This window comes from Mesorhizobium sp. B2-4-18 (genome assembly GCF_006441385.1).
Lineage (GTDB): Bacteria > Pseudomonadota > Alphaproteobacteria > Rhizobiales > Rhizobiaceae > Mesorhizobium > Mesorhizobium australicum.
This window is the reverse complement of the sequence record NZ_VFUW01000002.1, coordinates 186,136-211,540: the sequence shown is the minus strand read 5'-3', so window position 1 is coordinate 211,540 and position 25,405 is coordinate 186,136. Positions and strand designations below refer to the sequence as shown.

Here is a 25,405-nt window from a genome sequence, read left to right as displayed (position 1 = left end):
CGCCGAGCGTCCATCAGGCCGCGAGCTTATTCGGCAGCCTCAGCCGTCTGCGCCGGCACACCCAGCCATTCACGGCAGTCTTGCAGGGCACGCGAGGTGATGGCGTGGCGCTTGGCGACGGTCTTGTCCTTGCCGCGCATGCGCTTGCCCTCGCTCTTCGGCGCCTCGACCGGCGGGAACAGGCCGAAATTGACGTTCATCGGCTGGAAAGAGCGTTTGCCCGGCTCGTCGTCGGAAACGATGTGGCCACCGGTGATGTGGTTGAGCAGCGCGCCGAAGGCGGTGGTGAGCGGCGGTAGCGATGGTGCATGGCCGAGCCGCTCGGCCGCGGCGAAGCGCCCGGCGAGCAGGCCGATGGCGGCGCTCTCGACATAGCCTTCGCAGCCGGTGATCTGGCCGGCAAAGCGCAGGCCGGGTTGCGACTTCAGCTGCAGCGAGGCGTCCAGCAAGGTCGGCGAGTTGATGTAGGTGTTGCGGTGCAGGCCGCCAAGGCGGGCGAAGTCGGCGTTTTCGAGGCCCGGAATGGTGCGGAACACGCGCACCTGTTCGGCGTGCTTCAGCTTGGTCTGGAAGCCGACCATGTTGTAGAGCGTGCCCAGCGCATTGTCCTGCCGCAACTGGACGACCGCATAGGCCTTCACCGTCGGATTGTGCGCATTGGTGAGGCCCATCGGCTTCATCGGTCCGTAGCGCAGCGTCTCGACGCCGCGTTCGGCCATGATCTCGATCGGCAGGCACCCGTCGAAATAGGGCGTGCCTTCCCATTGCTTGAACTCGGTCTTCTGGCCGTCGACCAGCGCCTGCACGAAGGCGAGGTACTGATCCTTGTCCATGGGACAGTTGATATAATCCTTGCCGGTGCCGCCAGGCCCGACCTTGTCGTAGCGCGACTGGAACCAGCAGGTATCCATGTCGATCGTGTCGAAATGGATGATCGGCGCGATGGCATCGAAGAAAGCGAGCGCATCGGCGCCGGTCGCTTCGGCGATCGACTGGGCAAGCGATGGCGCGGTCAGCGGCCCGGTGGCGATGATCGCCTGGTCCCACTCCGCCGGCGGCAGGCCGGGAACTTCCTCGCGCTCGATGGTGATCAGCGGATGTGCCTCGAGCTTTTTCGTCACCGCGTCGGAAAAACCATCGCGGTCGACGGCCAGCGCGCCGCCTGCCGGCACCTGGTTGGCGTCGCCGGCGCTCATGATCAGCGAGCCGGCCAGCCGCATTTCGGCATGCAGCAGGCCGACGGCGTTGTTTTCGGCGTCGTCGGAGCGGAAGGAATTGGAACAGACGAGTTCGGCCAGGCCATCGGTCTTGTGGGCATCGGTGCCGCGAACCGGGCGCATTTCATGCAGGATGACGGGAACACCGGCCTCGGCCGCCTGCCATGCCGCCTCGGAACCGGCGAGGCCGCCGCCGATGATATGGATTGGATTTTTGCTCATGGCCGCCGGAATAATAGCTTGCCGCGGCGATTGCAATTGTCGCGTGGCGGTAACGCGAAACGCCGGGGTCGGGAACACCTGCCCCTGAATACAACAACACCCGCCGGGGGAGGAGGTCCGGCGGGTGTCGTTTTGGGGGTCGACCCTCGGGAGGAGGTGAAGGCCGACCGTATTCGTCATCGCCGGGGAGGAGGTCGGCTCAGACGAAATTCTCTTCGCATTTTTAGAGAGGGCGAAACCTCTGGGGCAAAATTCGTTTGTCCCGGGGAAACAGCGCCCGCCGCGGGAGGAGGTGCGGCGGGCGCCGTTTGGGTGGCCAACCTTCGGGAGGAGGTGAAGGTTGGGCCTATTCGTCATCGCCGGGGAGGAGGTCGGCTCAGACGAAATTCTCTTCGCATTTTTACAGAGGGCGAAACCTCTGGGGCAAAATCCTTTTGCCCCGGGGAAACAACGCCCGCCGCGGGAGGAGGTGCGGCGGGCGCCGTTTTGATGGTCAACCCTTGGGAGGAGGTAAGGGCGGACCGAATTCGCTTGGGTCGGGGAGGAGGTCGACCCCAGCGAAATTCCTTGGTTACATCGCCTGGCGGGCGATGATCTTGATTTCGTCGCGGACGATGCCGAGATCATGCAGCTGGCGGTTCGAAAGGCGACCCAGCTCGGTAACCGTCTCGCGATAAACGCGCCAGTTACGATAGTTGCGGATCAAGTTCATTGTCGTTCTCTTTTTCAAAACTGGTTCGGACCATTCGCGGCCCGAAGGATTAGACCGCCTTGCGAGCGACGTAAGGGATGTCGCTGCGGCTGATGCCGAGGTCGGTCAGTTCACGGTTGCTCAGGCGGCTCAGCTCGGAGACGGTGTCCCGGTAGCGGCGCCAGTTGCGGTAGTTGCGGATCAGGTTCATGGTAGTTCTCGTTTCGTCTTTCTTGCGGATCATTCCGTTTGTGTACGAACCATAAGTAGGGGGACCCATATCGATTTAAAAGCGCTATGGCTGCATGGCAGCAATGCAAATTGTGCAATGCAACATTAACGCGGTTTCACCGACCCGACACAAAGAAGCCAGAATCAGAAAGTGCCGTGACGTCAACGGTTTGGGCTGATCGGCTGAAAAAAGACCAACTGGGGGAGAAGGGGAATGGCGGGCTATTCATCACGACTAAGGTCCGATATCGCGCGGTGGCGGCAGGCAGGCCTGATCGACGCCGCCACAGCCGATTCCCTGGTCCGTGACGTCGACGCCAACGCCCGCCAGTCGCTCAGCTTCGGCTCGATCCTCGCGATGATGGCGGCCCTGCTCTTTGGAGCGGCCATCCTGATCTTCGTCGCCGCCAATTGGGAAGCGATCCCGCGGCTGGCGCGGGTGGCCGCGCTGTTCGCCGTTATCCTTGGCGGCTATGTCGGCGGGGCGGTGCTGAAGACGCGCGACCATGCGGCGATCGGCGAAGCCCTGTGGATCGTGGCGGCGGCCGCGTTCGGCGCTTCGATCGCGCTGATCGGGCAGATGTACCATTTGTCCGGCGACGAGGCTTCCGCCCTGGTCACCTGGGGCGCCGGCACGGCATTGGCGGCGGTTGCGCTGCGCTCCAACGCGCTGACCGTGGCAGCGGTCGGCATCGCCGACGCCTGGCTGTTCCTGAAAGGGTTCGACTATTACAGCCGTAGCGAGTTTCCACACGCCTTCGTCGCCATGGCGGTGGTGCTGTTTGCTGTTTCGTTCTGGACCCGCAGCCAGCCGGCGCGGCATCTGATCATCCTGTCGCTGCTTTTCTATCTGGTGCTCCTGGCCATGGATCACGCGACGCTGCCGGTAGCGATCCCTCTGGTCATCGTCTCTGTCGCGCTTTTTGCTGCTGCCGCCCTTGCGCCGGAACCGGTCGACAGGATCGTGCAACTCGGCGGTCGTTTGCCCCTGCACGCGCTGCTTGGCTTCCTCACCGGCCTGGCCATCATCCAGTTCGAACTGGCTGGCGAGAGCACCTACAACAGCGGTTTCGCCATCGCTTCGGTCGTCGCATTGGCGGGGATCGTCGCGGCAGTCGTGTTCGCAGGCCGTGAGAGCCGTGGCCTGCGCTGGCTGGCCTATCTCGGCTTCGCCTTCGAACTCGCCATCATTTATGTCGTGACGCTTCAGTCGATGCTCGACACCGCCGGCTTCTTCCTTGCCGCCGCGCTGCTGCTGGGCGTGCTTGCGATCGTCATCATCCGCGTGGAAAAACGCATGAAGGGTCCGGCCATTGGGGGAGCCACGGCATGATGACCGGGAAGAGGCTTGTCATCTCGGCGCTGGTGCTGGCGCTCGTCCAACTCGGTTTTCTCAGTTGGATCATCGCCAGCCGGGCGGCGATCCTGCGTAATGGCAAGGAAGTCCTGCTGAAGATCCAACCAGTCGATCCGCGCGACTTGCTGCGCGGCGACTATATCGTCCTCGGCTATGACATCTCGCGCATACCGGTGAAAATGATCGCCAACATTGCGTCCGACAAACAGTCCAGCGACGACACCTCGATCGTGGTCCGGCTGAAGAAGGGCGCCGACGGCTACTGGACGCCGACCGCCGCCTGGTTCGGCACGGCACCGACGCCGGCCGCAACGGACGAAGCCGACATTTCGGGCCATGTCGCCGCAGGTTGGGATCTTCGCGGCGAAGGCATGACGATCGCGCCGGATTACGGCATCGAGCGCTTCTATCTGCCCGAAGGCGAGGGGATGGCGATCCAGAGCGACATGCGGGTGCGCCCGTTCGGGATCAAGCTGGCGCTCGCCGCCGACGGCACGGCGCAGATCAAGGCGCTGATGGATGGCGACAAGACGCTTTTCGAGGAGCCGCTTTATTAGACCGTGGGATGCGCGATAACGACGCCGGTCCTCTTCGCCAGGTTTCGCAGGACGCTCCTTCGTCTAGCGAGCTCCGGGTGACCTGCCACCCGAAGCTCGAAGAGCGAAGGGTGGTGCGGGTAGAGGGACTCGAACCCCCACGATCTCTCGCCAGAACCTAAATCTGGTGCGTCTACCAGTTCCGCCATACCCGCGTGGCCCGGCAATCCCATGTAGCCATCATTCTGTCAATGTCGGAGACAAGATGTTGGCTCAGGGCCGGAATGTTGGTTATTCGCCTAAACGCGAAGACTGTTGAAAATTAGGCTCGCCTGTGACAAAAGGCGTGTCAAATGTGACGGAACGCGACGATCCGCTTCTACAAGATGTGATAAGAAGTAGGAAAAACAAGAACTTATTCACATTTTGGAACGCAGTTTGGGAGAGTTTGAGCCGTATTTCCGGTCAAATCGCCAGGTTCCGTACCAAAAGCCATTCCCGGCAAGAATTACCGGCAGGCTGTGAACGGCAGGGAGCCGTTTGGCAGCCTCATTGGTGAAAACAAAGGTTTTACGATGCAGGTCACCGAAACTCTCAATTCCGGTCTCAAGCGCGAGATCAAGATCACCGTGCCGGCCGGTGATATGGAAGCCAAGCTGATGGCGCGGCTGTCGGACGCCCGCAACAAGGTCCGCATCAACGGCTTCCGTCCGGGCAAGGTGCCGGTGCAGCACCTGCGCAAGGTCTATGGCAAGTCGTTCATGGCCGAAGTGGTCAACGAGATCCTCAACGACTCGACCCGCTCGATCATCACCGGGCGCGGCGAAAAGGCCGCCATGCAGCCTGAGGTCATCATGACCGAGGACGAGAAGGAAGCCGAGAAGATCCTGGCCGGAGGCGCCGACTTCGAGTTCCGCCTCAACTATGAGGTCATTCCGGCGATCGAGATCAAGGATTTCTCCGACATCAAGGTGACGCGCCAGGTGTTCGACGTTCCGGATTCGGAAATCGACGACCAGGTCAAGCGCGTCGCCGAATCGGCGCGCAGCTACGAGCCGAAGACCGGCAAGGCCGCCGAAGGCGACCGCGTCACGATCGACTATGTCGGCAAGATCGACGGCGAGGCTTTCGCTGGCGGCGCCGGCAACGACCAGCCGCTGGTGCTGGGCTCCAAGGAGTTCATTCCGGGCTTCGAGGATCAACTGATCGGCGCCAAGGCCGGTGACGAGAAGCAGATCACCGTGACCTTCCCGGAAAACTACCAGGCGGCGCATCTGGCCGGCAAGGAAGCGACCTTCGAGGTCACCGTCAAGGAAGTGTCGAAGCCCGGCGAGCTCGAAATCAACGACGAGACCGCCAAGAACCTTGGCCTGGAATCGCTCGAGCGCCTGCGTGACATCGTGCGCGGCCAGATCGAGAACCAGTTCGGTTCGATGACGCGCCAGAAGGTCAAGCGCCAGCTGCTCGATCAGCTCGATGCGGCCTATTCGTTCGAAGCGCCGTCGAAGCTCGTCGAAGCCGAGTTCAACAACATCTGGGCGCAGGTCAACCGCGACCTGGAAGCCGCCGGCCGCACCTTCGCCGACGAAGAGACGACCGAGGAAGATGCGCGCGCCGAATACATGCGCCTTGCCGAGCGCCGCGTGCGCCTTGGCCTGGTGCTGGCCGAGATCGGCGAGAAGGCCGGCGTCACGGTTTCGGACGAGGAACTGCAACGCGGCCTGTTCGAGCAGGTTCGCCGCTTCCCGGCCAACCAGCAGCAGGAAGCCTTCGAGTTCTATCGCAGCAATCCCGAGGCGCTCAACGCGCTGAGGGCACCGATGTTCGAGGAGAAGGTTGTCGACCACCTGCTCGAACAGATCTCGGTCACCGACGTCAAGGTCAGCAAGGAAGAGCTGATGGCCGACGACGAGGAAGACGAGACCAAGGCCAAGGCGAAGCCGGCCAAGAAAGCCGCGTCGAAGAAGGCCGAAGCCAAGGCAAGCGATGCCGCTGACGAGACGGAAGAGCCGAAGAAAAAGGCCGCGCCGAAAAAGAAGGCCGCCAAGGACGCCGAATAGGCCACCCATTGCAGTGAATTCCGAAAGGCCGCCTCCGGGCGGCCTTTTTCGTTGCCAAACTGCAACATCGGATTCGTTCCTGATGGGCACCGGTGGCGATACGAAGCCTTGATCATTATCTGGTTGGTTGGAAGACCAGAGGTAATTGGTGATGTCGTTGGGGGTGTTCGTGGGAATGAGGCGCGCTGCCGCCGCGGTGCTTTTCCTTGCCTTGGCCTGCGGCGCTGCCGGGGCCGGTACGGACAATTGGCGTTTTGACACGGCCAATGACGGCCTCGTCACGGCGTCGGTCTATGCCACCAACAAACTGATCACCGGAGGCGGCGCGCTGAGCTACAGCCCGGTGCTGACCATCGCTTGCCGGGCTGACGGCGAGCCGGCCTGGACCGAATGGCTGCAATTGAACGACGCGGTCTCCGCCAGCCGGAAAATCACCATGTCGGTGACCATCGACGGCGCCGGCAAATTTGACGAGAGCTGGTCCGTCGGCACGCGCGGCAGGCAGCTGATGCGCGACGGCGCCGATGGCATCAAGCGCCTCGTTCCGGCAAACCGCCTGCTGCTGTCATGGCGCTTCGGATTGCTGTCCGGGCGTGGCCAAGCCGATTTCGACCTCGCCGGCTTCGATGAGGCGGTCAGCCAGATTGCCGGCAGCTGCAAGACCGATCGGCCTTGATTTTAGAAGAGTGGCGATCTTTTGGGCTGTCGCCACTGGAAGATTGATCCGCGAAGTGCGCGTATCAGCATCGTTCTTCCCACGATTGAATGATTTCAAATTCCGGCCGGGATAATCGCCGGCGCCGTGACGTTGCCGTCTCGCGAATACGAGACTTAGATCAGCAACAGGCCCTTCATGCTGGAATAGCCCTTTCGCCCGATGATGATGTGGTCATGCACGGAAATGCCCAGCCGCTTGGCGGCTTCGATGATCTCTTTCGTCATCTCGATATCGGCACGCGACGGTGTCGGGTCGCCGGAAGGGTGATTGTGGACCAGGATGATCGCGGTGGCCGACAGTTCGAGCGCGCGCTTGACCACTTCCCTGGGATAGACGGGCGTGTGGTCGACCGTACCTGTCTGCTGCACCTCGTCTGATATCAGCGCGTTCTTCTTGTCGAGGAAAAGGATGCGGAAGTGCTCGCGCGCCTCGAACGCCATGGCCGAGCGGCAATAGTCGAGGAGCTGCTGCCATGACGAGAGGATTTCGCGGCCCTGAACCTCGCCGCGCGCCATGCGCTGGGCGGTCGCCGCGATGACCTTCAGCTCGAGCGCCACGGTCGGGCCGATGCCCGTGACCTCCTGCAACAGGCCGACGGGCGCGCCGAGCACTTCGGCCAACGTGCCGAAGCGGGCCAGCAGCGCCTTCGCGACCGGCTTGGTGTCGGCGCGCGGGATCAGGCGGAAAAGCAGGAGTTCCAGCAGTTCATAGTCGGGCAAGGCATCCGGGCCGGCCGAGGCAAAGCGCTCGCGCAGACGATCACGGTGGCCGAGATAGTGAGGCTTTTCGGCGGGAGCCTGTCTGGCCTTCGTGGCTTGCCGCACTGGCACCTCGGAGAAGAAACTCCGCTCGTCGTCATCGCCCTGTGTCGCCATGTGCCGCCCATCCAGCCCGAGCAATGATCGCTGATCCCCGCGAAACACTAGGACGGCGGGCGGGGGCGGTCGAGGTCTTTTCGGCGGCAAGGAATAAGTAAGCCACCGACCTCGACGCAATGTTGCGGCAATGGGGGCCGCGCAAGCTCATGGCATCGCCATTGATGGCCCCGCATCGGAGAAACCAAGATGCCCAGCCTCGTTCGTATCCTGCTGTCCGCCGGGCTGTTTCTGAGCTTCAGCCCTGCAATGGCTGCCCTGGTGATCGATGCCGTACCCGCCGGTAGCCGCTCTGATCAGAACCTCCCGATCCATTTCATCCAATACGATGATCCTTGCACGGACGGCCGTTACAGCGACGGCCAGCCGCATAACTGCCGGGAGCTCCTGCGCATGCTGGACAGCCGGGAGCGTTATCGGGAACGGCACGACAATTACCCGCGCGAACGCTACGATCCCTGCACCGATGGCAGGGTCAGCGATGGCCGTCCGCGCAGTTGCCGGGAAATAATGCGCTGGCTACGAGATATGGACGAGGACGAAGACTGGCGGCCGCGCAAACACTGGAAATGGGCCGCTATTCAAGACCTCGCCACGGTGTCCTAAACCGGCAGGCCGGGGCGGTCGAGCTTTTTGGGCGACAGCGTGAAAATCTCGCAGCCGGTGTCGGTCACGCCGATCGTGTGCTCATACTGCGCCGACAGCGAGCGATCGCGCGTCACCGCCGTCCAGCCGTCCGACAGGACTTTCACATGCGGCCGGCCAAGATTAATCATCGGTTCGATGGTGAAGATCATGCCGGCGCGCATTTCCACACCTTCATTGGCGCTGCCATAGTGCAGGATGTTGGGGGCATCATGGAACAGCTGGCCGACGCCGTGGCCGCAGAAATCGCGCACCACGGAGCAGCGCTCCGCTTCGGCGTAGGTCTGGATGGCGGCGCCGATGGCGCCGGTGCGCGCGCCCGGCCTGACCGCGGCGATGCCGCGCATCAGACACTCATGGGTGACCTCGAGCAGGCGTTCGGCGGCGCGCTTGATCGTGCCAACCGGATACATGCGCGAGGAATCGCCGTGCCAGCCATCGAGGATGTAGGTCACGTCGATGTTGACGATATCGCCATCCTTCAGCGGCTTGTTGTCGGGAATGCCGTGACAGACGACATGGTTGATCGAGGTGCAGGACGATTTCGTGTAACCGCGATAGTTGAGTGTGGCCGGCAGCGCGCCGTTGTCCATGCCGAACTCGAAGACGAAACGGTCGATCGTGTCCGTGGTGACGCCGGGACCGACCATTGGCACCAGCTCGTCCAGGCAGCGCGCGGTGAGGTCGCATGCCTTGCGCATGCCGGCAAAGCCTTCCTCGCCATAGAGGCGGATCTGGCCGGTGTTTCTGAGCGGTGCAGTGGCGGCGTCGAGATAGGTGACCATTTTGTCCATATAGAAGGTGGCGCGCGGCAGGAGTGAGGCGCGTAAGTGGCACCAGATTTGGCACTTGGGGGCGAAAGGTTCAAGGAAGAACTGCCTGATGCGGTCTCAGCCGCCCGGATATTCGCTTGCCGAGGCAATGCTTTCCGTTTTTCGCGGCGTTGCTTTCACTGCCGGGCCGCCTGGTGCCGGCAGGCTTTGCCTTTGCCGCTGCAGCAAAGCGGCGACTTTCCGCAGTGACGACACATTTCCGTGGCACAAAACGAACGAAGCAACTTTTGACGACGAACGGCGTTGCTTGGGCGATGCCGGTTCGGGAGATGTCGAATGGACAGATTGCAATTCGAGGTGCCGGTGCGCATCGCACCAGGCCCCGGCTTGCCCGTCGAGGAAATCTACAGCGTCGAGCAGGCGCTCGATTTTCTGCAGGATTGGCCGGCACGCCGGCAGGGGCCGGTGTATCAGAAAGCCTTCAATGCCTGTTTCGGTGCCACGGTGGATGTGATCGAGACCGAAGACGCCTGCCGGGCGTTCATGGCGTTCTGCCGTGTCACCGGACTGATGGCCGGCGACATGATGGTGCCGCGCAAGCGCGGCGGCGAGGCGAGAGCACTGCCGGCCTGAGGGCCGCCGGGTGAACCAGTTCGGGTTCGAAAGTACATGACAATTCGCGTGCGCGACGCATCGGCCGGTCACCGTTAAGCTTCCGTTTCCACCTTCGCTGTTAGCCATTGCTTGTTCGGCAATGGTTGATTCGTTGCGTCAGTTTCATGGTTCGGAAGATGTACCCAGAAAAAGTCCGTGCGTTCCCGATCGATCGTCAGCTATTCTTGGTCAGGGAAGTTGCCGCCAAGCTCGGCAATCTGCATGGCGAGACCGCCACCTCGTTCTGGAAGGCAAAAGCGACGGAGTTGCTCGATCTCGTTGTCGGGACGGGCAGGGACAGAACGGCAGCCAGCGACGAAGTGCGCAGGTTCTTCCTGGCCGTGCAAAGAGAATTGTTGGCTGAGTCGAACGGTGAGTCCGTGCCAGTTCTTTCCGCCTGAAGCGGCGGACGCCGATCAGACGATGGCATCTCCGATCAAACAATGGCACCCCTGATCGAAAATGAGCCTAAGTTTTAGCCTTTCGTTCATATATGCGTGCTTTCTAATTGACCATGGTGTTCAACTGCTTCACCCGGATACGGCTGACGGCGGCCGGCATAGGCCGCAGCAGAGCCGCGAACGTCGCCACCATCTTTGCCCTCACCCTGCCGATCGTTGTCGGTGCGGCGGGTTTTGGCGTGGAAACCTCCTATTGGTACTATAACAGCTTGAGACTGCAGGCCACGGCGGATGCCGCGGCCTATGCCGGCGCGCTGGAGCAGATCTCGGGTTCCGATACGCCGACGATCGTCGCGGCGGCGACCCAGTCGGCCGCGACGAATGGGCTTGGCGCAGGCACGATCGTCGTCAATACGCCGCCCGCGTCCGGACCGAACACGGCCAAGAAAGCGGTTGAAGTGATCGTCGGCCAAAAGCTCGATCGGATGTTCACCCTGATCTTCACTCAGACCCAGGTTCCAGAACAGGCGAGGGCCGTGGCCCTCATCACCAATGCTTCGAAGGCCTGCATACTCGCGCTCGATCCGACCGCCTCGCAGGCTGCCCTGTTTTCTGGCAACACCAGCGTGAAGTTCACCGGCTGCTCGGTGATGGCCAATTCGATCGCCTCGGATGCCATCAAGCTTCAGGGATCGGCGGGTCTCCAGGTCGATTGCCTGATAACGGCGGGCGGCGTCTCTCTCAGCAATCCCGTCACCACCGTTTGCGCGGCCCCGATCACCCAGGCGCTGCCTGCCGCGGATCCATTTGCCGGCCTTCCGGCCCCGGCGGCCTCGAACCCCTGCAAGAATATCAATGGCAACAAGACGACGCAAACGATCCAGCCGGGGACCTACTGCAGTGGACTCAGCCTCAGCGGCGATGTCACCCTTTCGCCTGGGGTCTACGTCGTCCAGGGGGGCGATTTCAAAGTGAATGCGAACGCCAACGTCTTCGGTGACGGCGTCACCATCTACCTCGCCGGCGCCTCGCGTGTGTCGATGAACGGCAACGCCACGGTCAATCTGAGCGCGCCGACGTCCGGCAGTTACTCGGGCGTGCTGATGTATGGCGACAGAACGGCCACCGGCGGACAGAGTACCTTTAACGGCACGGCAACCTCGTTGCTGACCGGCGCGCTCTACTTCCCCAGGCAGCAGGTAAACTATCTCGGGAATTTCTCCGGCAAAAGCGGGTGCACGCAGGTTGTCGCCGACATGATCCAATGGTCCGGCAACGCGACCATCAATCAGGATTGCACGAGCCTTGGAATGGGCGATATTTTCGCCGCGCAGTCCGTGATGCTGGTCGAGTAACCTTCCGTGGATCGCCGATCGTACTCAATTCTTAAAGATGAGGTAGGCGCTGCGGCCGTTGAGTTCGCGATGGTGCTGCCCTTCCTGTGCCTGGCGCTGCTCGGCATCGTCGACGGCTGGTCATACGTCACGAGCTCACTGTCGATGCGCGCCGGCGTCAAGACAGCGGCAAACCTGGTGCTGGCTGGGTCGACTGACGATGCGGCAACGCAGGCCGTTGCCCTTTCGAGCTGGGAGAAGCGGCCGGACGACGGACAGGTCACGCTGAGCCGGATCCACAAATGCGGGACGACGGTGGTCGACGCCTCGACGCTGTGCAGCGGACCGAAGTTGTCGGCGGTCTTTGTTCAGATCCAGGCATCGGCCACCTGGACCCCGCCCTTCACCTTCGGCGTCTTTTCCGCCCCCAGCACGATCGGCCACCAGGAGTTGATCCGTGTTCGGTAATGCGAGGGGCTTCAGGGCCGATCGATCGGGCGGAGCCGCGCTCGAATTCGCGCTGATCGCACCGTTCCTCATCATGCTGCTATTCGGAATCTTCGCCTTCGGCTGGTCGATGAATTCGGCCTCAAGCGTTCGGTACACGCTGGAGGCGTCCGCACGGTCCCTGCAGCTTAACAACACGCTGACTCAGGCCGACATCCAGGCGATCGCGACGCAGAAACTGCTTGCGCTGGGTCTGAAGGATGTCAACGTCACGATCGCCATCGATCCCGTGAGCGGCGGCTTTCGCATGGCGCACCTGACCGCTGCCTATGCGTTCGTCATAGACTTCCCGTACTTCAGTGCCTTTCCGATCAATTATGCGACGACCGTTACCGTGCCGCTGGTCGGCAGCTAGGCGTGGGCTGTCCCTGCCATGTCGGCGAAGGACGTTTGGAACGGTTCCATTCCGCCCAGTAACAGGCTCTTTTGCCAGGGCGGGATTGCCGAAATTTTTACCCAAGATATCAAGAATCTTTAAACTCCTGCCCTCTACGAAAGCACGTATGGCCTCGTGGCGGAGCGGCTACGCTAGAGACTGCAAATCTCGGAAGCCTCGGTTCGATTCCGAGGCGAGGCCTCCAAAATCCCGATGCGGCTGGATCGTCGGTCCGGGACGGGATTGGAGCCGTCCCTGGTCCATTACGCATTACGCCGAGCGGTTCCGCTTGGGCGCAAAAAGCTCTAACGGAACAGATATCTCGACACCTCGGGGTTGCCGCGGCGCCACATCACGTTATCGAGGAAGTAGTGGTGTACGTTGATGAAAATCAACACGATGAAGAAGAACAGCGACGATCCAAGGACCTCCCGGTCATAGGGGACAATGGCGGTCAGCGCGGTCGGAATCAGCCAGAAGCCCAGACCACCGAGGAGGAGGCCAGCACTGATGAACTCCAGGAGCCGCACTCTGTAGGCCGGACCAAGAATCGACAGGATTCTGGATTGCGGAATTTTTTCGGCATCGCGCGCATCACGCTCGACATTGCTCTGATAGCGCCAGACCACCGCCAGGTACTGCAAGGAATGGAGCGCCGGCACTACGAGCAACCAGAGCGGATTTGTCCTTACGATCAGAATCCAAAGATATAGCGACGCGCTGTAGGCGATGATGCCGTTATATGGCAAGCTGCCGCCATTCCTGGTCCAGCGATTGATCAGCATCACAACCGTGGCAGCCGTGGAAGCGGCCGCGGCCGAGAGTGCAATCGCATTGAGCCATGCAGGGGTGGCAAACGTGTAATATTCCAGCCCCAGGTATTTTCCCTGGCTGACCGCCGTGTTCGTCTGAAGCCACGCGAACAGCCAAACGGCATAGCTGTTGACCAGCAGGATTTTCTTGTCCGGATCGGTGAAGAACCGGCGCTTCAGGACGGCATCCACCATCAACATGCCGTAGCCTTGCTTGACGTAGTGCCAACCCACGAAAAAGAACATCGCGTTGGTTGCATTCCCCAAGAGCTGGGCGTTAGCCGTTATCGAGCCATAAGCGAAAAATGCGCCCATGAGCAGAGGAACGACGATGCCGGCGAAGATGTAGCGGATCTGCAGGTTCCTGTCGTATCCGTCGCCGCGCAGCTTCCGCCCAAAATTGCGGTAGAAGAGTTGGTAGGAGTGGGCGAAGTGCGGATAGTTGATCAGATAAGCCAGGAAAAGCATCGTCGCCGCAACGAGCCCTTCGTATCTCAGCGGCACGAAATACAGCACCGGCAAAATCAGGAATGCGCTGCCGCCAAGCATCAGAAAGTCCGCGAGCGGACCAAAGAGATATTTTGGAGGCGTTGCCGCAGGAGCGCGAGTATCCGCCGAAAGGTGAACTGCCATGTGAGCGCTCCCTTACGGTCCATTTAACCACCGGCCCGTTTGCTCGACAAGGTCGAGAATCCGAGCGGTCACCGCAACAGGCTTGAGCATCGGCCGCAACGGACGCCGTGATCCTCAAATTGTCGATGCGGTGCCGCCCTGCCAAATCTGCCGGGCACTCGCTGTGTAGAATCGGGAAGGAGAGACCGAGGCCTGAAAAACCTGGTACGCCCAAGGGGAATCGAACCCCTGTTACCGCCGTGAAAGGGCGGTGTCCTAACCGCTAGACGATGGGCGCGCTCAGACGAAGCGGCTTATACTGGCGTTGCGCGCAACCGGCAACCCGTTAGGTGCCGCCTTGGACAACTTTTTTCCGACCTGCCAAATCAGCGTTTTCGCGGGGGCGGAAGAGCTTGCAATTTGCGGTGACGTCAGGCGCCCCGGCATCCTCGGGTGTTCGCGACGGAGCTTCGCTCCTGCTCTGCCCGTGGATGACGAAGTCGCGGCCTTCGCCGCTGACAGGCTCCGGCCCGACAAATCGCCGCTAGCCGTCGTCACCGCCGCTGCGCCGGCGGCAGCGCCAGTTCCAGTCGCGCTCGGGGCCGACGTCGACATGAACCGATTCGGTGTGGCAGTAGGTGCCGACGCCACCGCGGCCGGGCATGGTCCTGATGTAATTCGCAAGCTCCCACTTGGAGACGCCGGGCACCTGGATGTCGGCGGCGGCGCAATACATGTGCAGCGAATTCTTGGCGCCGTTGGCGCGACGGTTGCGGGCCGGATCGCGATAGCCCGAGGTCACCATCATCTTGCGGCCGTAATGGCCTTCGATCGTCTTCAGCACGCGCACAAGGGACGGCTTCAGGCAAGCCACGTCGACGCTCTCATTCTGCTTCAAGAGACCGTTGGGCGCGAGCCGAGCCATGCCGGCGGCGGAGGCAACCTGATAGGAGCCGCCCGAGCCTTCGTCCTCGTTGAGGTCGACGTCGCTTTCATCGTCGAGGCCGGATTTGCGCTTGATCTCGAACAGGGCCGTCTGGCGCACGCCGGGCAAGGCGTCACTGCCGGTGATGTGACCGGCATCGCCGCCGAGTGAAGCCAGTTGCAGTGGCTTCTGCGTGGAATCAGCAGAGGCCAAAGTGATGATCGGTTTTGCCGCAGGCGGAGCAGGCTTGGGCTGCACGGCAGGCTGTTCGCCCGATCGGGTGTTGACCAGCGGAGCAGGCGTCGCCGAAGCCGGGGTGGCGCCGAACATCGAGGCCAGGAAGCCTTTTTTCTTCGGCGCGTCGGCTTGCGGTGCCTCGCCGGCGGTCACGTACACCGGATTGTTCATCACCGGTGCCGCGGCTGGCGTCGGCGCCGTCGCGGCGGCATCGGCGGCGGCGATCTTCTGGGCGACCGCGTCGGTCTGCCGCGCCGTCTGTACCGGCTGCTGCAAGGACTGCGGCGTCTGTCCCGCGATCGTTTCCGCGCCGGCCGGTATGGTGAGCGGGAAAGTGGCCCCAGGCTTGGCAATCGGTACGTAAGCAACCTTTTCGGGGAGTGCCGTGTCGCTTTCGCTCATCACGGTCGTCTGCTCTGTCGCCACTTGCGACGACGAATCAGCGGCGAGAGGCTTGCCTGCGGAGGCGGCGTGGAGGTCCGATGCGGAAGCATTATAGCCGGGCATTCCAACCGACATTGTCGGATCGCCAGCCGATGTGCAGGAGGCCAGAAGCATGGAGCAGAGCGCTGCCACAATGGCGCGGCGTTCTCCCTTTGCGAGGCTCCATCCTGCTGATTTCAAAGTCAAATTCCCCCTCGGTGTCCGATCGGTATATACCTGGCGCCGACTGGTATGTCCGCGTCAGGTGGACCTTTGTCTCCGATCCGGAAACGAGACCTGTGTCAAATCAGCAAGCCTGTAAGTATTTTTGCAGCGATTGCCGAATTGCGGCCGCTTGATGGTTGACGACACCATTTCGCCCGCTTTTGCGGGGGCGTCAACTCACCAGACATTACAGTCCGTTACACACGCACCTTAACATAGGTCCCGGGAGCATCGCCCAAGGTTTTCATATGCTTGCCGGGTTTGCGGGCAGGCACACGGGTGTTGTCCTTGGCCTCTATCCAGCCTTGCCAGTGCGGCCACCAGGATCCCGGATGGTCGGTGGCGGAGGCTATCCACTGGTCGAAGTCGCCCTTCGGCGGACCGCCGGTCCAGTACTGATATTTGTTGGATGCGGGCGGATTGACGACGCCAGCTATATGGCCCGATCCCGCCATCACGTACTCGACCGGGCCGCCGAAAAATTTCGAGCCAAGGAAGACGGACAGAGCCGGCGCGATGTGATCTTCCCGGGAGGCGAGATTGTAGACCGGAATGGTGACATCGCCGAGCGAGATCGTGTGGCCCGCCAGTTCCATCGTGCCGCGCGAGAGGTTGTTCTCGAGATAGCAGTTGCGCAGGTAGAAGGAGTGGTTGGCCGCCGCCATGCGGGTCGAATCGGCGTTCCAGTAGAGCAGGTCGAAGGGCAGGGGGTCCTTGCCGCGCATGTAGTTGTTGACAACATAGGGCCAGATCAGGTCACCCGAGCGCAGCATGTTGAAGGCGGTCGCCATCTTGGTGCCGTCGAGATAGCCTTTTTCGTTCATCGACTTTTCCACCGCCGCGACCTGTTCCTCGTCGACGAACACTTTCAGATCGCCGGCATGGGTGAAGTCGACCTGCGTGGTGAAGAAGGTCGCCGACTTGATGCGGTCGTCGCCTTCCCCAGCCATCAGCGCCAAGGCCGCCGCCAGCAACGTGCCACCGACGCAGTAGCCTATAGCATTGACGTCGCGCTCGCCGGTCGCCTTCTCGATCGTGTCGAGGCCGTATTGCAGGCCTTCCCTGATATAGGCTTCCCAGTTCTTGGCGCCGTGGCGTTCATCCGGATTGATCCAGGAGATGACGAAAACGGTGTGGCCTTGCTCGATCGCCCAGCGGATGAAGGATTTCTGCGGGTTGAGGTCGAGTATATAGAACTTATTGATCCAAGGCGGGCAGATCAGCAGCGGGCGCTTCAGCACCGTCTCGGTCGCCGCATCATACTGGATGATCTCGGCGACATCGCTGCGGCCGACCACCTTGCCGGGCGTGGTGGCGATGTTCCTGCCGATCTCGAAGGGTGAATAGTCAGCCTGACGCAGTTTGAGGTCGCCCTTGCCGGCGGCGATGTCCTCAGCCAGCATCTTCATGCCGCGCACCAGGTTTTCGCCGTTGGAGGCGACGGTTTCGCGAAACAGTTCGGGATTGGTCGGGATGAAATTGGACGGCGAGATGGCGTTGGATACTTGCTTGACGTAGAAGCTCGCCTTGTGGCGGGTGTGCTCGTCCAGGCCTTCGGCATGGTCGACCAGTTCGGACGCCCAGCGCGAGGTGACCAGATAGGCCTGTTTCAAGAAGTCGAAGAAGGCGTTGCGGCCCCATTCCGGGTCCTGGAACCGCTTGTCGCCGCGCTCCGGCTTGACGGCATCGTCGGCGCCCTCGGCATTCGGGCTGACGCGCTGGATGGCGTTGGCCCAAACCGTCATGTAGCCGGCGAACAGCCGCGTCTGCGCTTCGAGCGCCCGCTGCGGATCGGCGAGCCAGTATTCGCTGAGCTTGGAGAAGGTCTTGACCATGTCGACCACCGGCTCGGCGACTTGGTCGCGCACCTCACCTTTTTCGCGCGGTTCGGCCCACGCGGAAGCCGCCTTGCCAGCCTGCTCGATCATCCGCGCCATGTTCAGCGCGAAGCGTTCCGGGTCCTTCACCAGATATTGCTCGACCGTCGAAGGTCCGCCATCTTCCGCTTTGCCCGAATCGGGTGTTTTGGACATGGTTCGCGGGGTTCCTCCGGAAGCGTTTTCTTGACATATTAACATGGGACATCCGACAGGGTCCAATCTCGCTCTACCCCGGCTGCCAAGGAAACAATATGACGATTAAGTTTGGCGAGACTGTTTTTTTCGGTGCCGGCCACTTTTGCCGCATCAGCGCGGCCCTCATGCTCCTGGCCGTTGCCGGATGCTCGAGCACGAATACCAGCGGTCCGGTGCCGATGGCCACCGACGCGGGCCCGAAGGACACCGGCACCTTTCCGAACCTCAACATCCCGCCGCAGGTGGCGGCGAAACAATTCACCGAGGCCGAGAAGAAAGCCAAGCTCGCCCAGTTGAAGGCCGACGAGAACGGGCAGGGCGCCAAGGGCGGCGGCGCGGCCGTCACCAACCAGGCGGCGCTGACCGATCTCGCCAAGAAACATGGTCCGCAGACCCTGAAGCAGATCGAAGGCAAATGCGACCCCGCCCTCGACCCTACCTGCAAATGAGTATATAGCGCGCGCCCAACGCTCCCTTGCTGTCTGGAACTGCCATGGAAGAATTTCACAAGGTCCGCCGGCTTCCGCCTTACGTGTTCGAGCAGGTCAACCGGCTCAAGGCGAGCGCCCGTTCGCGGGGCGCCGACATCGTCGACCTCGGCATGGGCAACCCGGACCTGCCGACGCCCAAGGCCATCGTCGACAAATTGTGCGAGGTCGTGCGCGATCCGCGCACGCACCGCTATTCCTCGTCGCGCGGGATTCCCGGTTTGCGCCGCGCCCAGGCAAACTACTATGCCCGCCGCTTCGGCGTGAAGCTCAACCCCGACACCCAGGTGGTGGCCACGCTCGGTTCGAAGGAAGGCTTCGCCAACATGGCGCAGGCGATCACCGCGCCCGGCGACGTGATCCTGTGCCCCAACCCGACCTATCCGATCCATGCCTTCGGCTTCATCATGTCGGGCGGGGTCATCCGCTCGCTGCAAGTCGAGCCCGATGACGGCTTCATTCCGGCGCTCGAGCGCGGCGTCCGCCATTCGATCCCGAAGCCGCTGGCGCTGATCCTCAACTATCCATCGAACCCGACGGCACTGGTCGCCTCGCTCGATTTCTACAAGGACGTGGTGGCCTTCGCCAAGAAGAACGACATCATCATCCTGTCCGACCTCGCCTATTCGGAAATCTACTTCGACGGCAATCCGCCGCCTTCCGTGCTGCAGGTGCCGGGCGCCATCGACGTCTGCGTCGAGTTCACCTCGATGTCGAAGACCTTCTCCATGCCCGGCTGGCGCATGGGCTTCGCCGTCGGAAACGAACGGCTGATCTCGGCGCTGACCCGGGTCAAATCCTATCTCGACTACGGTGCCTTCACGCCGATCCAGGTGGCGGCGGCGCACGCGCTCAATGGCGACGGCGCCGATATCGCCGAGGTGCGCGACATCTATCACAAACGCCGCGACGTGATGGTCGATGCGTTCGGCCGCGCGGGATGGACCATTCCGGCCCCCGCGGCCTCGATGTTCGCCTGGGCGCCGATCCCTGAGCCGTTCCGTCATCTGGGCTCGCTCGAATTCTCCAAGCTGCTCATCGAGCACGCCGATGTGGCGGTGGCGCCCGGTGTCGGCTTCGGCGAACATGGCGACGATTTCGTGCGCGTAGCACTGGTCGAGAACGAACACCGGATTCGCCAGGCGGCACGCAACATCAAGCGCTTCCTGTCGGCCAGCGCCAAGCAGCCCAACAATGTGGTGCCGCTGTCCGCCCACCGGTAAATACAAATTCGATCTTATTTGAGGGGCGTCGCCTTCCATGGCTGAAGCACTGCGTGTTGGAATTGCTGGACTTGGCACGGTCGGTGCATCGGTGGCGCGCGTGTTGCGCGACAAGGCGGCGGAACTGACCCGCCAATGCGGGCGCGACATCATCGTGTCGGCGATTTCCGCACGCGACCGGAAACGCGAGCGTGGCATCGATCTGAGCTCCGCGAATTGGTTCGACGATCCGGTCAAGATGGCGCAGACCGCCGAGATCGACGTGTTCGTCGAGCTGATCGGCGGCGATGAGGGGTCGGCGCGCGCCTCGGTGAAGGCCGCGCTCGAAGCCGGCCGCCATGTCGTCACCGCCAACAAGGCGCTGCTTGCCAAGCATGGCGTGGCGCTTGCCGAAATCGCTGAAAAGAAGGGCGTGCTGCTCAATTACGAGGCCGCGGTGGCAGGCGGCATCCCGGTCATCAAGACGATGCGCGAGGCGATGGCCGGCAATTCCGTCACTCGTGTCTTCGGCATCCTCAACGGCACCTGCAACTATATCCTGACCCGCATGGAGGCCGAGGGCGTCTCCTTCGACGTCGTGCTGAAGGACGCGCAGCGGCTGGGTTATGCCGAAGCCGACCCGACCTTCGACATCGAGGGCCATGACACCGCGCACAAGCTGTCGATCCTGACCAGCCTTGCCTTCGGCACCAAAATCGCCGCCAACGACATCTACATGGAAGGCATTTCTAACATTACCCAGGCCGACATCCGTGCCGCCGGCGATCTCGGCTACCGGATCAAGCTGCTCGGTGTCGCCCAGCGCACCGAAAGCGGCATCGAGCAGCGTGTGCACCCAACCATGGTGGCGACCGCTTCGGTCATCGCGCAGGTGCATGGTGTCACCAACGCGGTGGCGATCGAGACCGATATCCTGGGCGAGTTGCTGCTCTCGGGCCCCGGCGCCGGCGGCAATGCCACCGCCTCGGCGGTCATCGGCGACATCGCCGACATCGCCAAGAGCCGGCCCGGCTTCCAGCATGGTCCCGTCTTCGGCCGGCCGGCGAAGGAGCTGAGACCGTATAAGAAGGCGCAGATGCGCAGCCATGCCGGCGGCTACTTCATCCGGCTGACCGTGCACGACCGCATCGGCGTGTTCGCGGCGATCGCCAAGCGCATGGCCGACAACGATATTTCGCTGGAATCGATCGTCCAGCATGCGGTCAGCGGCGAGGCGGCGGCGCAGAAGACGGTGATCCTCGTCACCCACGAGACTACCGAGGCCGCCGTGCGCAAGGCTGTCGACGGCATCACCAAGGACGGCCATCTGACCGACAAGCCACAGGTCATCCGCATCGAGCGGGCAGGGTAGCAGGCAGCCTCGTTGCCGTGGGCATAACCATCGGCGGTGTATCTCGGTTCGGTGAGGACGTCCCGCTGCCGCCGGAACGAATTGGCGTCGGTACCGTTCTCTTGGTCAGCAACCAAGGGAGCCGCTTCATGGCCGATACCAACAAATCCGACGCCCCTGACATCGGCGACATCCAGAAGACGCTGGAAAAGCAGATCGCCGACCTGCGCAAGGAGATCACCAAGATCAACAAGAGCATTTCGCAGCGCAGCGCGGAAATGCTCGATGATGCCAGTGAGCAAGCATCGGATTTCTACGATACTGCCGCTTCCCGCGCCTCGCGGACAGCGCAGCAGTTGCGCAGCCAGGCCCAGTCCGTTTCGGAAGTCGCGCGTGAAAATCCGGGCACGACCACAGCCGTGCTTGGCGTGATCGGCCTGCTCGGCTTTCTGGCCGGGATTGCCGTCGGCCAGTCGATGAACGACACGTCGCGCCGCTGGTATTGACCGCGCCGATATTGAGCCGGCAATGCCGGCTCATTTCTCCGTTTCAGCAAGTCATTTAAGGAGGGCATTATGGCTTCGTCCGTGTTAATCGGCATCCTGATTACATTTCTGGTCATCATTCTCGTTCTCTACCTGGTGCAGCGGCTGCCGCTCGACGCCAGGATGAGGCAGATCGTCCAGGTCATCGTCATCATCATCGGCATTATTTCGCTGCTCAAATACCTCGCGGTTTTCTAGGACCACGAAGACGGCAATTTCTGTTTCGTGCCGGCCCGGTTGATCCCAAACCGGGCCGGCATTGTTTTCAAAAATTCGGTTCAATCGATTGATATTGCTATCCTTTCGATAATCCATCCGGCAGGTCTTGCCGTTGTCATGGTCGTTTGACAAAACAAGCACGCCTCTTGGCGGGAGGCGGCATCAAACGAGGATTTGTCGAATGAATGTGGCCCAGAACATCGTCGCCGGCCTTGACCGGATACTCACCATGGAACTGGTGCGCGTCACCGAACGGGCCGCGGTCGCGGCCGCCAGGCTGCGCGGCCGCGGCGACGAAAAGGCTGCCGACCAGGTCGCCGTCGATGCCATGCGTGAGGAGCTCAACCGCCTCGCGATCAAGGGCACGGTGGTGATCGGCGAGGGCGAGCGGGACGAGGCGCCGATGCTCTATATCGGCGAGGAGGTCGGGACCGGCAAAGGGCCCGCGGTCGATATCGCGCTTGATCCGCTCGAAGGCACGACGATCTGCGCCAAGAACCTGCCGAACGCGCTCGCCGTGATCGCGATCGCCGAGAAGGGCAGCCTGCTGTTCGCGCCCGACGTCTACATGGACAAGATCGCGGTCGGTCCCGGTTACGCCGACGGGGTCATCGATATCGACGCCTCGCCGGCCGAAAACGTCGCCAGCCTTGCGCGAGCGAAGGGCGTTGCTGTGTCCGACATCACGGCCTGCATTCTCGACCGTCCGCGCCACGCCAAGCTGATCGATGCCGTGCGCGCCACGGGCGCCGCGATCCGGCTGATCGGCGACGGCGACGTCGCCGGCGTCATCCACACCACGGACGCGGAAGAAACCGGCATCGATATCTATCTCGGCACCGGGGGCGCGCCGGAAGGCGTGCTGGCCGCTGCGGCGTTGCGCTGCACCGGCGGCCAGATGCAAGGCAGGCTGATCCTTGATACGCCGGAAAAGGTCGCACGTGCCGCAAAGATGGGCATTTCCAATCCGAAGCGGATCTATCAAGCGGAAGACATGGCGCGCGGCGACGTGCTGTTCGCGGCCACCGGTGTCACCGATGGCAACATGCTGGCTGGCGTCAAGTTCGGCCGCACATACATCACCACCCACACGATCGTGCTGCGATCGTCATCGCGGACCGTGCGCGAGATCAAGGCCAGGCACCAGGATATGGATAAGTTCTAGACCTGCTTGCGAAGCCGGGCTGCAGTTGTTAGCCATTTGGCTGCCTCCGATGGCGGCAAGGGTTTAACGATGACACCGCCCGATCGGCATGCGGCCTCTGATGTCTCGGGCGGCCAGCGAACGGTGGGTGCACGGCTGAAAGGCGGAAAGCGTAGTTTTTCTTGAAGTCTCCCGCGGCCTTTGGCTTATCCTGCCGCCAACCATGAGTTGGCAAAGCGCATGATGGGCGAAAGGCGCCTCTTCCTCGATGTCAGGCAGTCGGCAACCGGTCTCTCCTGGGAGCACCGGCTGACCGAACGGCAGGACATGATCGCGCTCGCCATCGCGCAGGGTCATGGCGTGCCCGACATCGTCGCGCGCGTTCTTGCCGGACGCGGCGTGGCCGCCGATGAGACCGAGCGGTTTCTGGACCCGACGATCCGCGACCTGTTGCCGAACCCGGCCTCGCTGACCGATATGGACAAGGCCGCTATCCGCATCGCCGCCGCCGTCATGGCGCGGGAGAAAATTGCGATCTTCGGCGATTACGACGTCGATGGCGCGGCCTCGTCGGCCTTGCTGAAGCGGTTTCTCACGCATTTCTCGGTGCCGTCCGAAATCTATATCCCGGATCGTATTTTCGAGGGCTACGGTCCCAATCCCGATGCCATGCGCGAACTGGTATCGCGCGGCGCGACGCTGATCGTCACAGTCGATTGCGGCACCAACAGCGCCGTTTCGATCGACGCGGCCAATGCCGCCGGCGCCGATGTCGTGGTGCTCGACCACCACCAGGTCGGCGGCGTCTTGCCTGCGGCAATTGCCGTCGTAAATCCAAACCGCGACGACGACCTTTCCGGACAGGGCCATCTCTGTGCCGCCGGTGTCGTGTTCCTCGCCTTGGTACAGACCGCAAAGGTGCTGCGTGGCCTGAGCGATGTCACGCCGCCCAGCCTGCTTTCCCTGCTCGATCTCGTGGCGCTTGCCACCGTCTGCGACGTGGTGCCGCTCACGGGCGTCAATCGCGCCTTCGTCGTCAAGGGTTTGCAAGTGGCGCGACAGCAAAAGAATGAAGGAATGGCCGCGCTGGCACGAGTGTCGCGCGTTGGCGAGCCGATCAGCACCTTCCATCTCGCCTATCTGATCGGTCCGCGCATCAATGCGGGCGGGCGAATTGGCGATGCGGCACTCGGCAGTCGGCTGCTTGCAACGGACGATCCCGTCGAGGCGCAGACCATCGCCGAGACGCTAGACCGGCTGAACCAGGAGCGGCAGCTGATGGAGCAGGAGATGCTCGCCGCCGCGCGCGCCGAAGCCGATGCCGAGCTCGCGGGCGGCAGCGGGCCGGCGATCGTCGTCACCGCCAGCAACAGCTGGCACCCCGGCATCGTAGGCCTGCTTGCCTCACGACTGAAGGATCACGCACGGCGGCCGGCCTTTGCAATCGCCTTCAACGCCAACGGCACCGGCACGGGCTCGGGCCGTTCGGTGTCGGGTTTCGACCTTGGCCGGCTGGTGCGCGAAGCCGCCAATGCCGGGCTCATCGTCAAGGGCGGCGGCCATGGCATGGCTGCCGGCATCACCGTCGAGCGGGCAAGACTGGGTGAGCTCAGGGCCTTCTTCGAGGAGCGGGCAGCCGCCGACGTTTTCAGGTTGCAGGATGAGGAAAGCCTGGCGATAGACGGCGCGCTTGCCGCCGAAGGCGCGACGCTCGGCCTGCTCGATGCGTTGGAAAAGGCGGGGCCCTTCGGTGCCGGGCATGTCGCGCCTGTTTTCGTGCTGCCGCGCCATCGGCTGGCCGACATCAGGCCGGTCGGCACCAACCATATTCGCGCCGATTTACAGTCGGAGAGCGGCGGCCGCATCCAGGCGATCGCCTTTCGCGCCGTCGATACGGTGCTTGGCGAGTTCCTTTCCAAGAACCGCGGCAAGACGGTGCATGTCGCCGGCTCGCTGTCGGGCAATTACTGGAACGGCAACCGTACGGTGCAGTTTCGCATCATCGATGCCGCGCGGGCGTAGGGCGCGCCGGAAACCCGCGCAATTCAGCCGGCCGGCGCATAACGCAGCAACGTCACGCCCTGGGGGAGACTTTGCGTGCCGAGCGGGGTCAACGCCAGCGACAGGCCGGATTGAAAATATGGCTTGCCGCCACCCAGCACCACGGGATGCATATAGAGCCGGTATTCGTCGATGAGGCCGGCTCGTGCCAGAGAGGCGGCAAGGTCGGCGCCGCCAAGGATGACGAGGCCATCGGCCTGCGCCTTGAGAGATCGTACCGCATCCTCCGCATCGCCATCCATCAGCCGGGCATTGAGCCCGACTTGCCGAAGCGTGGTCGAGAAGACGATCTTCGGCGTTTCGCGCCATGCATGGGCAAAATTCCGCTCGACCTCGGTGGCGCCGGTCTCGCGTTCAGGGCTGTCCCAGAAGCGCATGGTTTCGTACATGCGCCGTCCGGCGAGCACGGCGGAAGCCTGCCTCATCATGTCGTTGAAGTGCTGGTGCAGTTCCGCTCGGGCACTGGCAAGCCGATGTCCCCGTTCGATC

26 protein-coding genes and 3 tRNA genes are annotated in these 25,405 nt (G+C 62.4%); 18 read left to right on the top strand and 11 right to left on the bottom strand.

Features of this window, described 5'->3' with window-relative positions:
- Positions 1-26: 26 nt before the first annotated feature.
- From trmFO to FJ527_RS04540, 3 genes are all read right to left on the bottom strand, one after another.
- Positions 27-1,439 carry a methylenetetrahydrofolate--tRNA-(uracil(54)-C(5))-methyltransferase (FADH(2)-oxidizing) TrmFO gene (trmFO, locus tag FJ527_RS04550; RefSeq protein WP_140821917.1) on the bottom strand — a complete coding sequence of 471 codons (1,413 nt, stop codon included), beginning with the start codon at positions 1,437-1,439 and terminating at the stop codon, positions 27-29.
- Between the two features lie 571 nt (positions 1,440-2,010).
- Complete coding sequence (locus FJ527_RS04545) at positions 2,011-2,151, bottom strand: DUF1127 domain-containing protein (protein WP_015317551.1); 141 nt, start codon at positions 2,149-2,151, stop codon at positions 2,011-2,013.
- 49 nt (positions 2,152-2,200) lie between these two features.
- On the bottom strand, positions 2,201-2,341 hold the full coding sequence (locus tag FJ527_RS04540) for a DUF1127 domain-containing protein (RefSeq protein WP_013531315.1): 141 nt from the start codon (positions 2,339-2,341) through the stop codon (positions 2,201-2,203).
- A gap of 234 nt (positions 2,342-2,575) precedes the next feature.
- Here FJ527_RS04540 and FJ527_RS04535 point away from each other — a divergent pair, with 234 nt between their 5' ends.
- On the top strand, positions 2,576-3,694 hold the full coding sequence (locus FJ527_RS04535; protein WP_140821915.1) for a DUF2157 domain-containing protein: 1,119 nt from the start codon (positions 2,576-2,578) through the stop codon (positions 3,692-3,694).
- Positions 3,691-4,275: a GDYXXLXY domain-containing protein gene (locus FJ527_RS04530; RefSeq protein WP_140821913.1), complete on the top strand. Its 585-nt coding sequence runs from the start codon at positions 3,691-3,693 to the stop codon at positions 4,273-4,275. The genes FJ527_RS04535 and FJ527_RS04530 overlap by 4 nt, the downstream gene beginning before the upstream one ends.
- Before the next feature lie 111 nt (positions 4,276-4,386).
- On the opposite strand, the gene FJ527_RS04525 is transcribed toward FJ527_RS04530, so the two are convergent.
- A tRNA-Leu gene (locus FJ527_RS04525) sits at positions 4,387-4,469 on the bottom strand.
- 360 nt (positions 4,470-4,829) lie between these two features.
- On the opposite strand from FJ527_RS04525, the gene tig reads away from it, so the two are divergent.
- Both tig and FJ527_RS04515 read left to right on the top strand, forming a co-directional pair.
- Positions 4,830-6,314 carry a trigger factor gene (gene tig / locus FJ527_RS04520; RefSeq protein WP_140661129.1) on the top strand — a complete coding sequence of 495 codons (1,485 nt, stop codon included), beginning with the start codon at positions 4,830-4,832 and terminating at the stop codon, positions 6,312-6,314.
- A 175-nt stretch (positions 6,315-6,489) separates the two neighbouring features.
- Positions 6,490-6,990, top strand: a complete 501-nt coding sequence (locus FJ527_RS04515; RefSeq protein ID WP_246677682.1) for a hypothetical protein — start codon at positions 6,490-6,492, stop codon at positions 6,988-6,990.
- A 155-nt stretch (positions 6,991-7,145) separates the two neighbouring features.
- On the opposite strand, the gene radC is transcribed toward FJ527_RS04515, so the two are convergent.
- A complete protein-coding gene (radC, locus tag FJ527_RS04510; protein ID WP_140821910.1) occupies positions 7,146-7,907 on the bottom strand; it encodes a DNA repair protein RadC in 762 nt (253 codons plus the stop codon).
- Between the two features lie 189 nt (positions 7,908-8,096).
- On the opposite strand from radC, the gene FJ527_RS04505 reads away from it, so the two are divergent.
- Complete coding sequence (locus tag FJ527_RS04505; protein WP_140821908.1) at positions 8,097-8,513, top strand: hypothetical protein; 417 nt, start codon at positions 8,097-8,099, stop codon at positions 8,511-8,513.
- Here FJ527_RS04505 and map read toward each other — a convergent pair.
- Complete coding sequence (map, locus tag FJ527_RS04500; RefSeq protein WP_015317558.1) at positions 8,510-9,337, bottom strand: type I methionyl aminopeptidase; 828 nt, start codon at positions 9,335-9,337, stop codon at positions 8,510-8,512. The two genes, FJ527_RS04505 and map, sit on opposite strands and share 4 nt — an antisense overlap.
- A gap of 324 nt (positions 9,338-9,661) precedes the next feature.
- Between map and FJ527_RS04495 the strand changes: the two genes are divergently transcribed.
- The 6 genes from FJ527_RS04495 (at position 9,662) to FJ527_RS04470 (ending at position 12,802) form a co-directional block, all read left to right on the top strand.
- The gene (locus tag FJ527_RS04495; RefSeq protein WP_140821906.1) at positions 9,662-9,958 is read left to right on the top strand and encodes a DUF982 domain-containing protein; all 297 of its coding nucleotides are present in this window, start codon (positions 9,662-9,664) and stop codon (positions 9,956-9,958) included.
- 158 nt (positions 9,959-10,116) lie between these two features.
- Positions 10,117-10,380, top strand: coding sequence for a DUF6074 family protein (locus FJ527_RS04490; RefSeq protein ID WP_023769988.1), 264 nt, complete (start codon positions 10,117-10,119; stop codon positions 10,378-10,380).
- Positions 10,381-10,493: 113 nt separating this feature from the next.
- Positions 10,494-11,735: a pilus assembly protein TadG-related protein gene (locus FJ527_RS04485; protein ID WP_181166292.1), complete on the top strand. Its 1,242-nt coding sequence runs from the start codon at positions 10,494-10,496 to the stop codon at positions 11,733-11,735.
- Positions 11,736-11,741: 6 nt separating this feature from the next.
- Entirely contained in the window at positions 11,742-12,182 is a 441-nt protein-coding gene (locus FJ527_RS04480) for a TadE/TadG family type IV pilus assembly protein (RefSeq protein WP_140716654.1), read from the top strand.
- Complete coding sequence (locus tag FJ527_RS04475) at positions 12,172-12,576, top strand: TadE/TadG family type IV pilus assembly protein (RefSeq protein WP_140661131.1); 405 nt, start codon at positions 12,172-12,174, stop codon at positions 12,574-12,576. Before FJ527_RS04480 ends, FJ527_RS04475 begins: the two co-directional genes overlap by 11 nt.
- A 150-nt stretch (positions 12,577-12,726) precedes the next feature.
- Positions 12,727-12,802: transfer RNA gene (locus FJ527_RS04470), tRNA-Cys, on the top strand.
- 100 nt (positions 12,803-12,902) lie between these two features.
- Here FJ527_RS04470 and FJ527_RS04465 read toward each other — a convergent pair.
- The 4 genes from FJ527_RS04465 to phaC form a co-directional block, all read right to left on the bottom strand.
- Entirely contained in the window at positions 12,903-14,042 is a 1,140-nt protein-coding gene (locus FJ527_RS04465) for a hypothetical protein (RefSeq protein WP_140821904.1), read from the bottom strand.
- A 202-nt stretch (positions 14,043-14,244) separates the two neighbouring features.
- A tRNA-Glu gene (locus FJ527_RS04460) sits at positions 14,245-14,319 on the bottom strand.
- A 246-nt stretch (positions 14,320-14,565) separates the two neighbouring features.
- Positions 14,566-15,813, bottom strand: a complete 1,248-nt coding sequence (locus FJ527_RS04455) for a YcbK family protein (protein ID WP_015317565.1) — start codon at positions 15,811-15,813, stop codon at positions 14,566-14,568.
- 215 nt (positions 15,814-16,028) lie between these two features.
- Positions 16,029-17,864: a class I poly(R)-hydroxyalkanoic acid synthase gene (phaC, locus tag FJ527_RS04450; RefSeq protein ID WP_140821901.1), complete on the bottom strand. Its 1,836-nt coding sequence runs from the start codon at positions 17,862-17,864 to the stop codon at positions 16,029-16,031.
- Between the two features lie 98 nt (positions 17,865-17,962).
- Here phaC and FJ527_RS04445 point away from each other — a divergent pair, with 98 nt between their 5' ends.
- The 7 genes from FJ527_RS04445 (at position 17,963) to recJ (ending at position 24,877) form a co-directional block, all read left to right on the top strand.
- Positions 17,963-18,355, top strand: coding sequence for a hypothetical protein (locus FJ527_RS04445; RefSeq protein WP_015317567.1), 393 nt, complete (start codon positions 17,963-17,965; stop codon positions 18,353-18,355).
- Between the two features lie 44 nt (positions 18,356-18,399).
- Positions 18,400-19,617 carry an LL-diaminopimelate aminotransferase gene (locus FJ527_RS04440; RefSeq protein ID WP_015317568.1) on the top strand — a complete coding sequence of 406 codons (1,218 nt, stop codon included), beginning with the start codon at positions 18,400-18,402 and terminating at the stop codon, positions 19,615-19,617.
- A 37-nt stretch (positions 19,618-19,654) separates the two neighbouring features.
- Complete coding sequence (locus FJ527_RS04435) at positions 19,655-20,968, top strand: homoserine dehydrogenase (RefSeq protein WP_140821899.1); 1,314 nt, start codon at positions 19,655-19,657, stop codon at positions 20,966-20,968.
- A 128-nt stretch (positions 20,969-21,096) separates the two neighbouring features.
- Positions 21,097-21,453, top strand: coding sequence for a hypothetical protein (locus FJ527_RS04430; protein ID WP_140723655.1), 357 nt, complete (start codon positions 21,097-21,099; stop codon positions 21,451-21,453).
- A 69-nt stretch (positions 21,454-21,522) separates the two neighbouring features.
- Entirely contained in the window at positions 21,523-21,690 is a 168-nt protein-coding gene (locus FJ527_RS04425) for a Thivi_2564 family membrane protein (protein ID WP_015317571.1), read from the top strand.
- Positions 21,691-21,892: 202 nt separating this feature from the next.
- Entirely contained in the window at positions 21,893-22,876 is a 984-nt protein-coding gene (gene glpX / locus FJ527_RS04420; RefSeq protein ID WP_015317572.1) for a class II fructose-bisphosphatase, read from the top strand.
- A gap of 219 nt (positions 22,877-23,095) precedes the next feature.
- A complete protein-coding gene (gene recJ / locus FJ527_RS04415; protein WP_140821897.1) occupies positions 23,096-24,877 on the top strand; it encodes a single-stranded-DNA-specific exonuclease RecJ in 1,782 nt (593 codons plus the stop codon).
- A 23-nt stretch (positions 24,878-24,900) separates the two neighbouring features.
- Here recJ and FJ527_RS04410 read toward each other — a convergent pair whose 3' ends face one another.
- Positions 24,901-25,341 (bottom strand): dihydrofolate reductase family protein, encoded by a 441-nt coding sequence (locus FJ527_RS04410; protein WP_246677681.1) that lies wholly within the window; start codon positions 25,339-25,341, stop codon positions 24,901-24,903.
- Positions 25,342-25,405 lie beyond the last annotated feature (64 nt).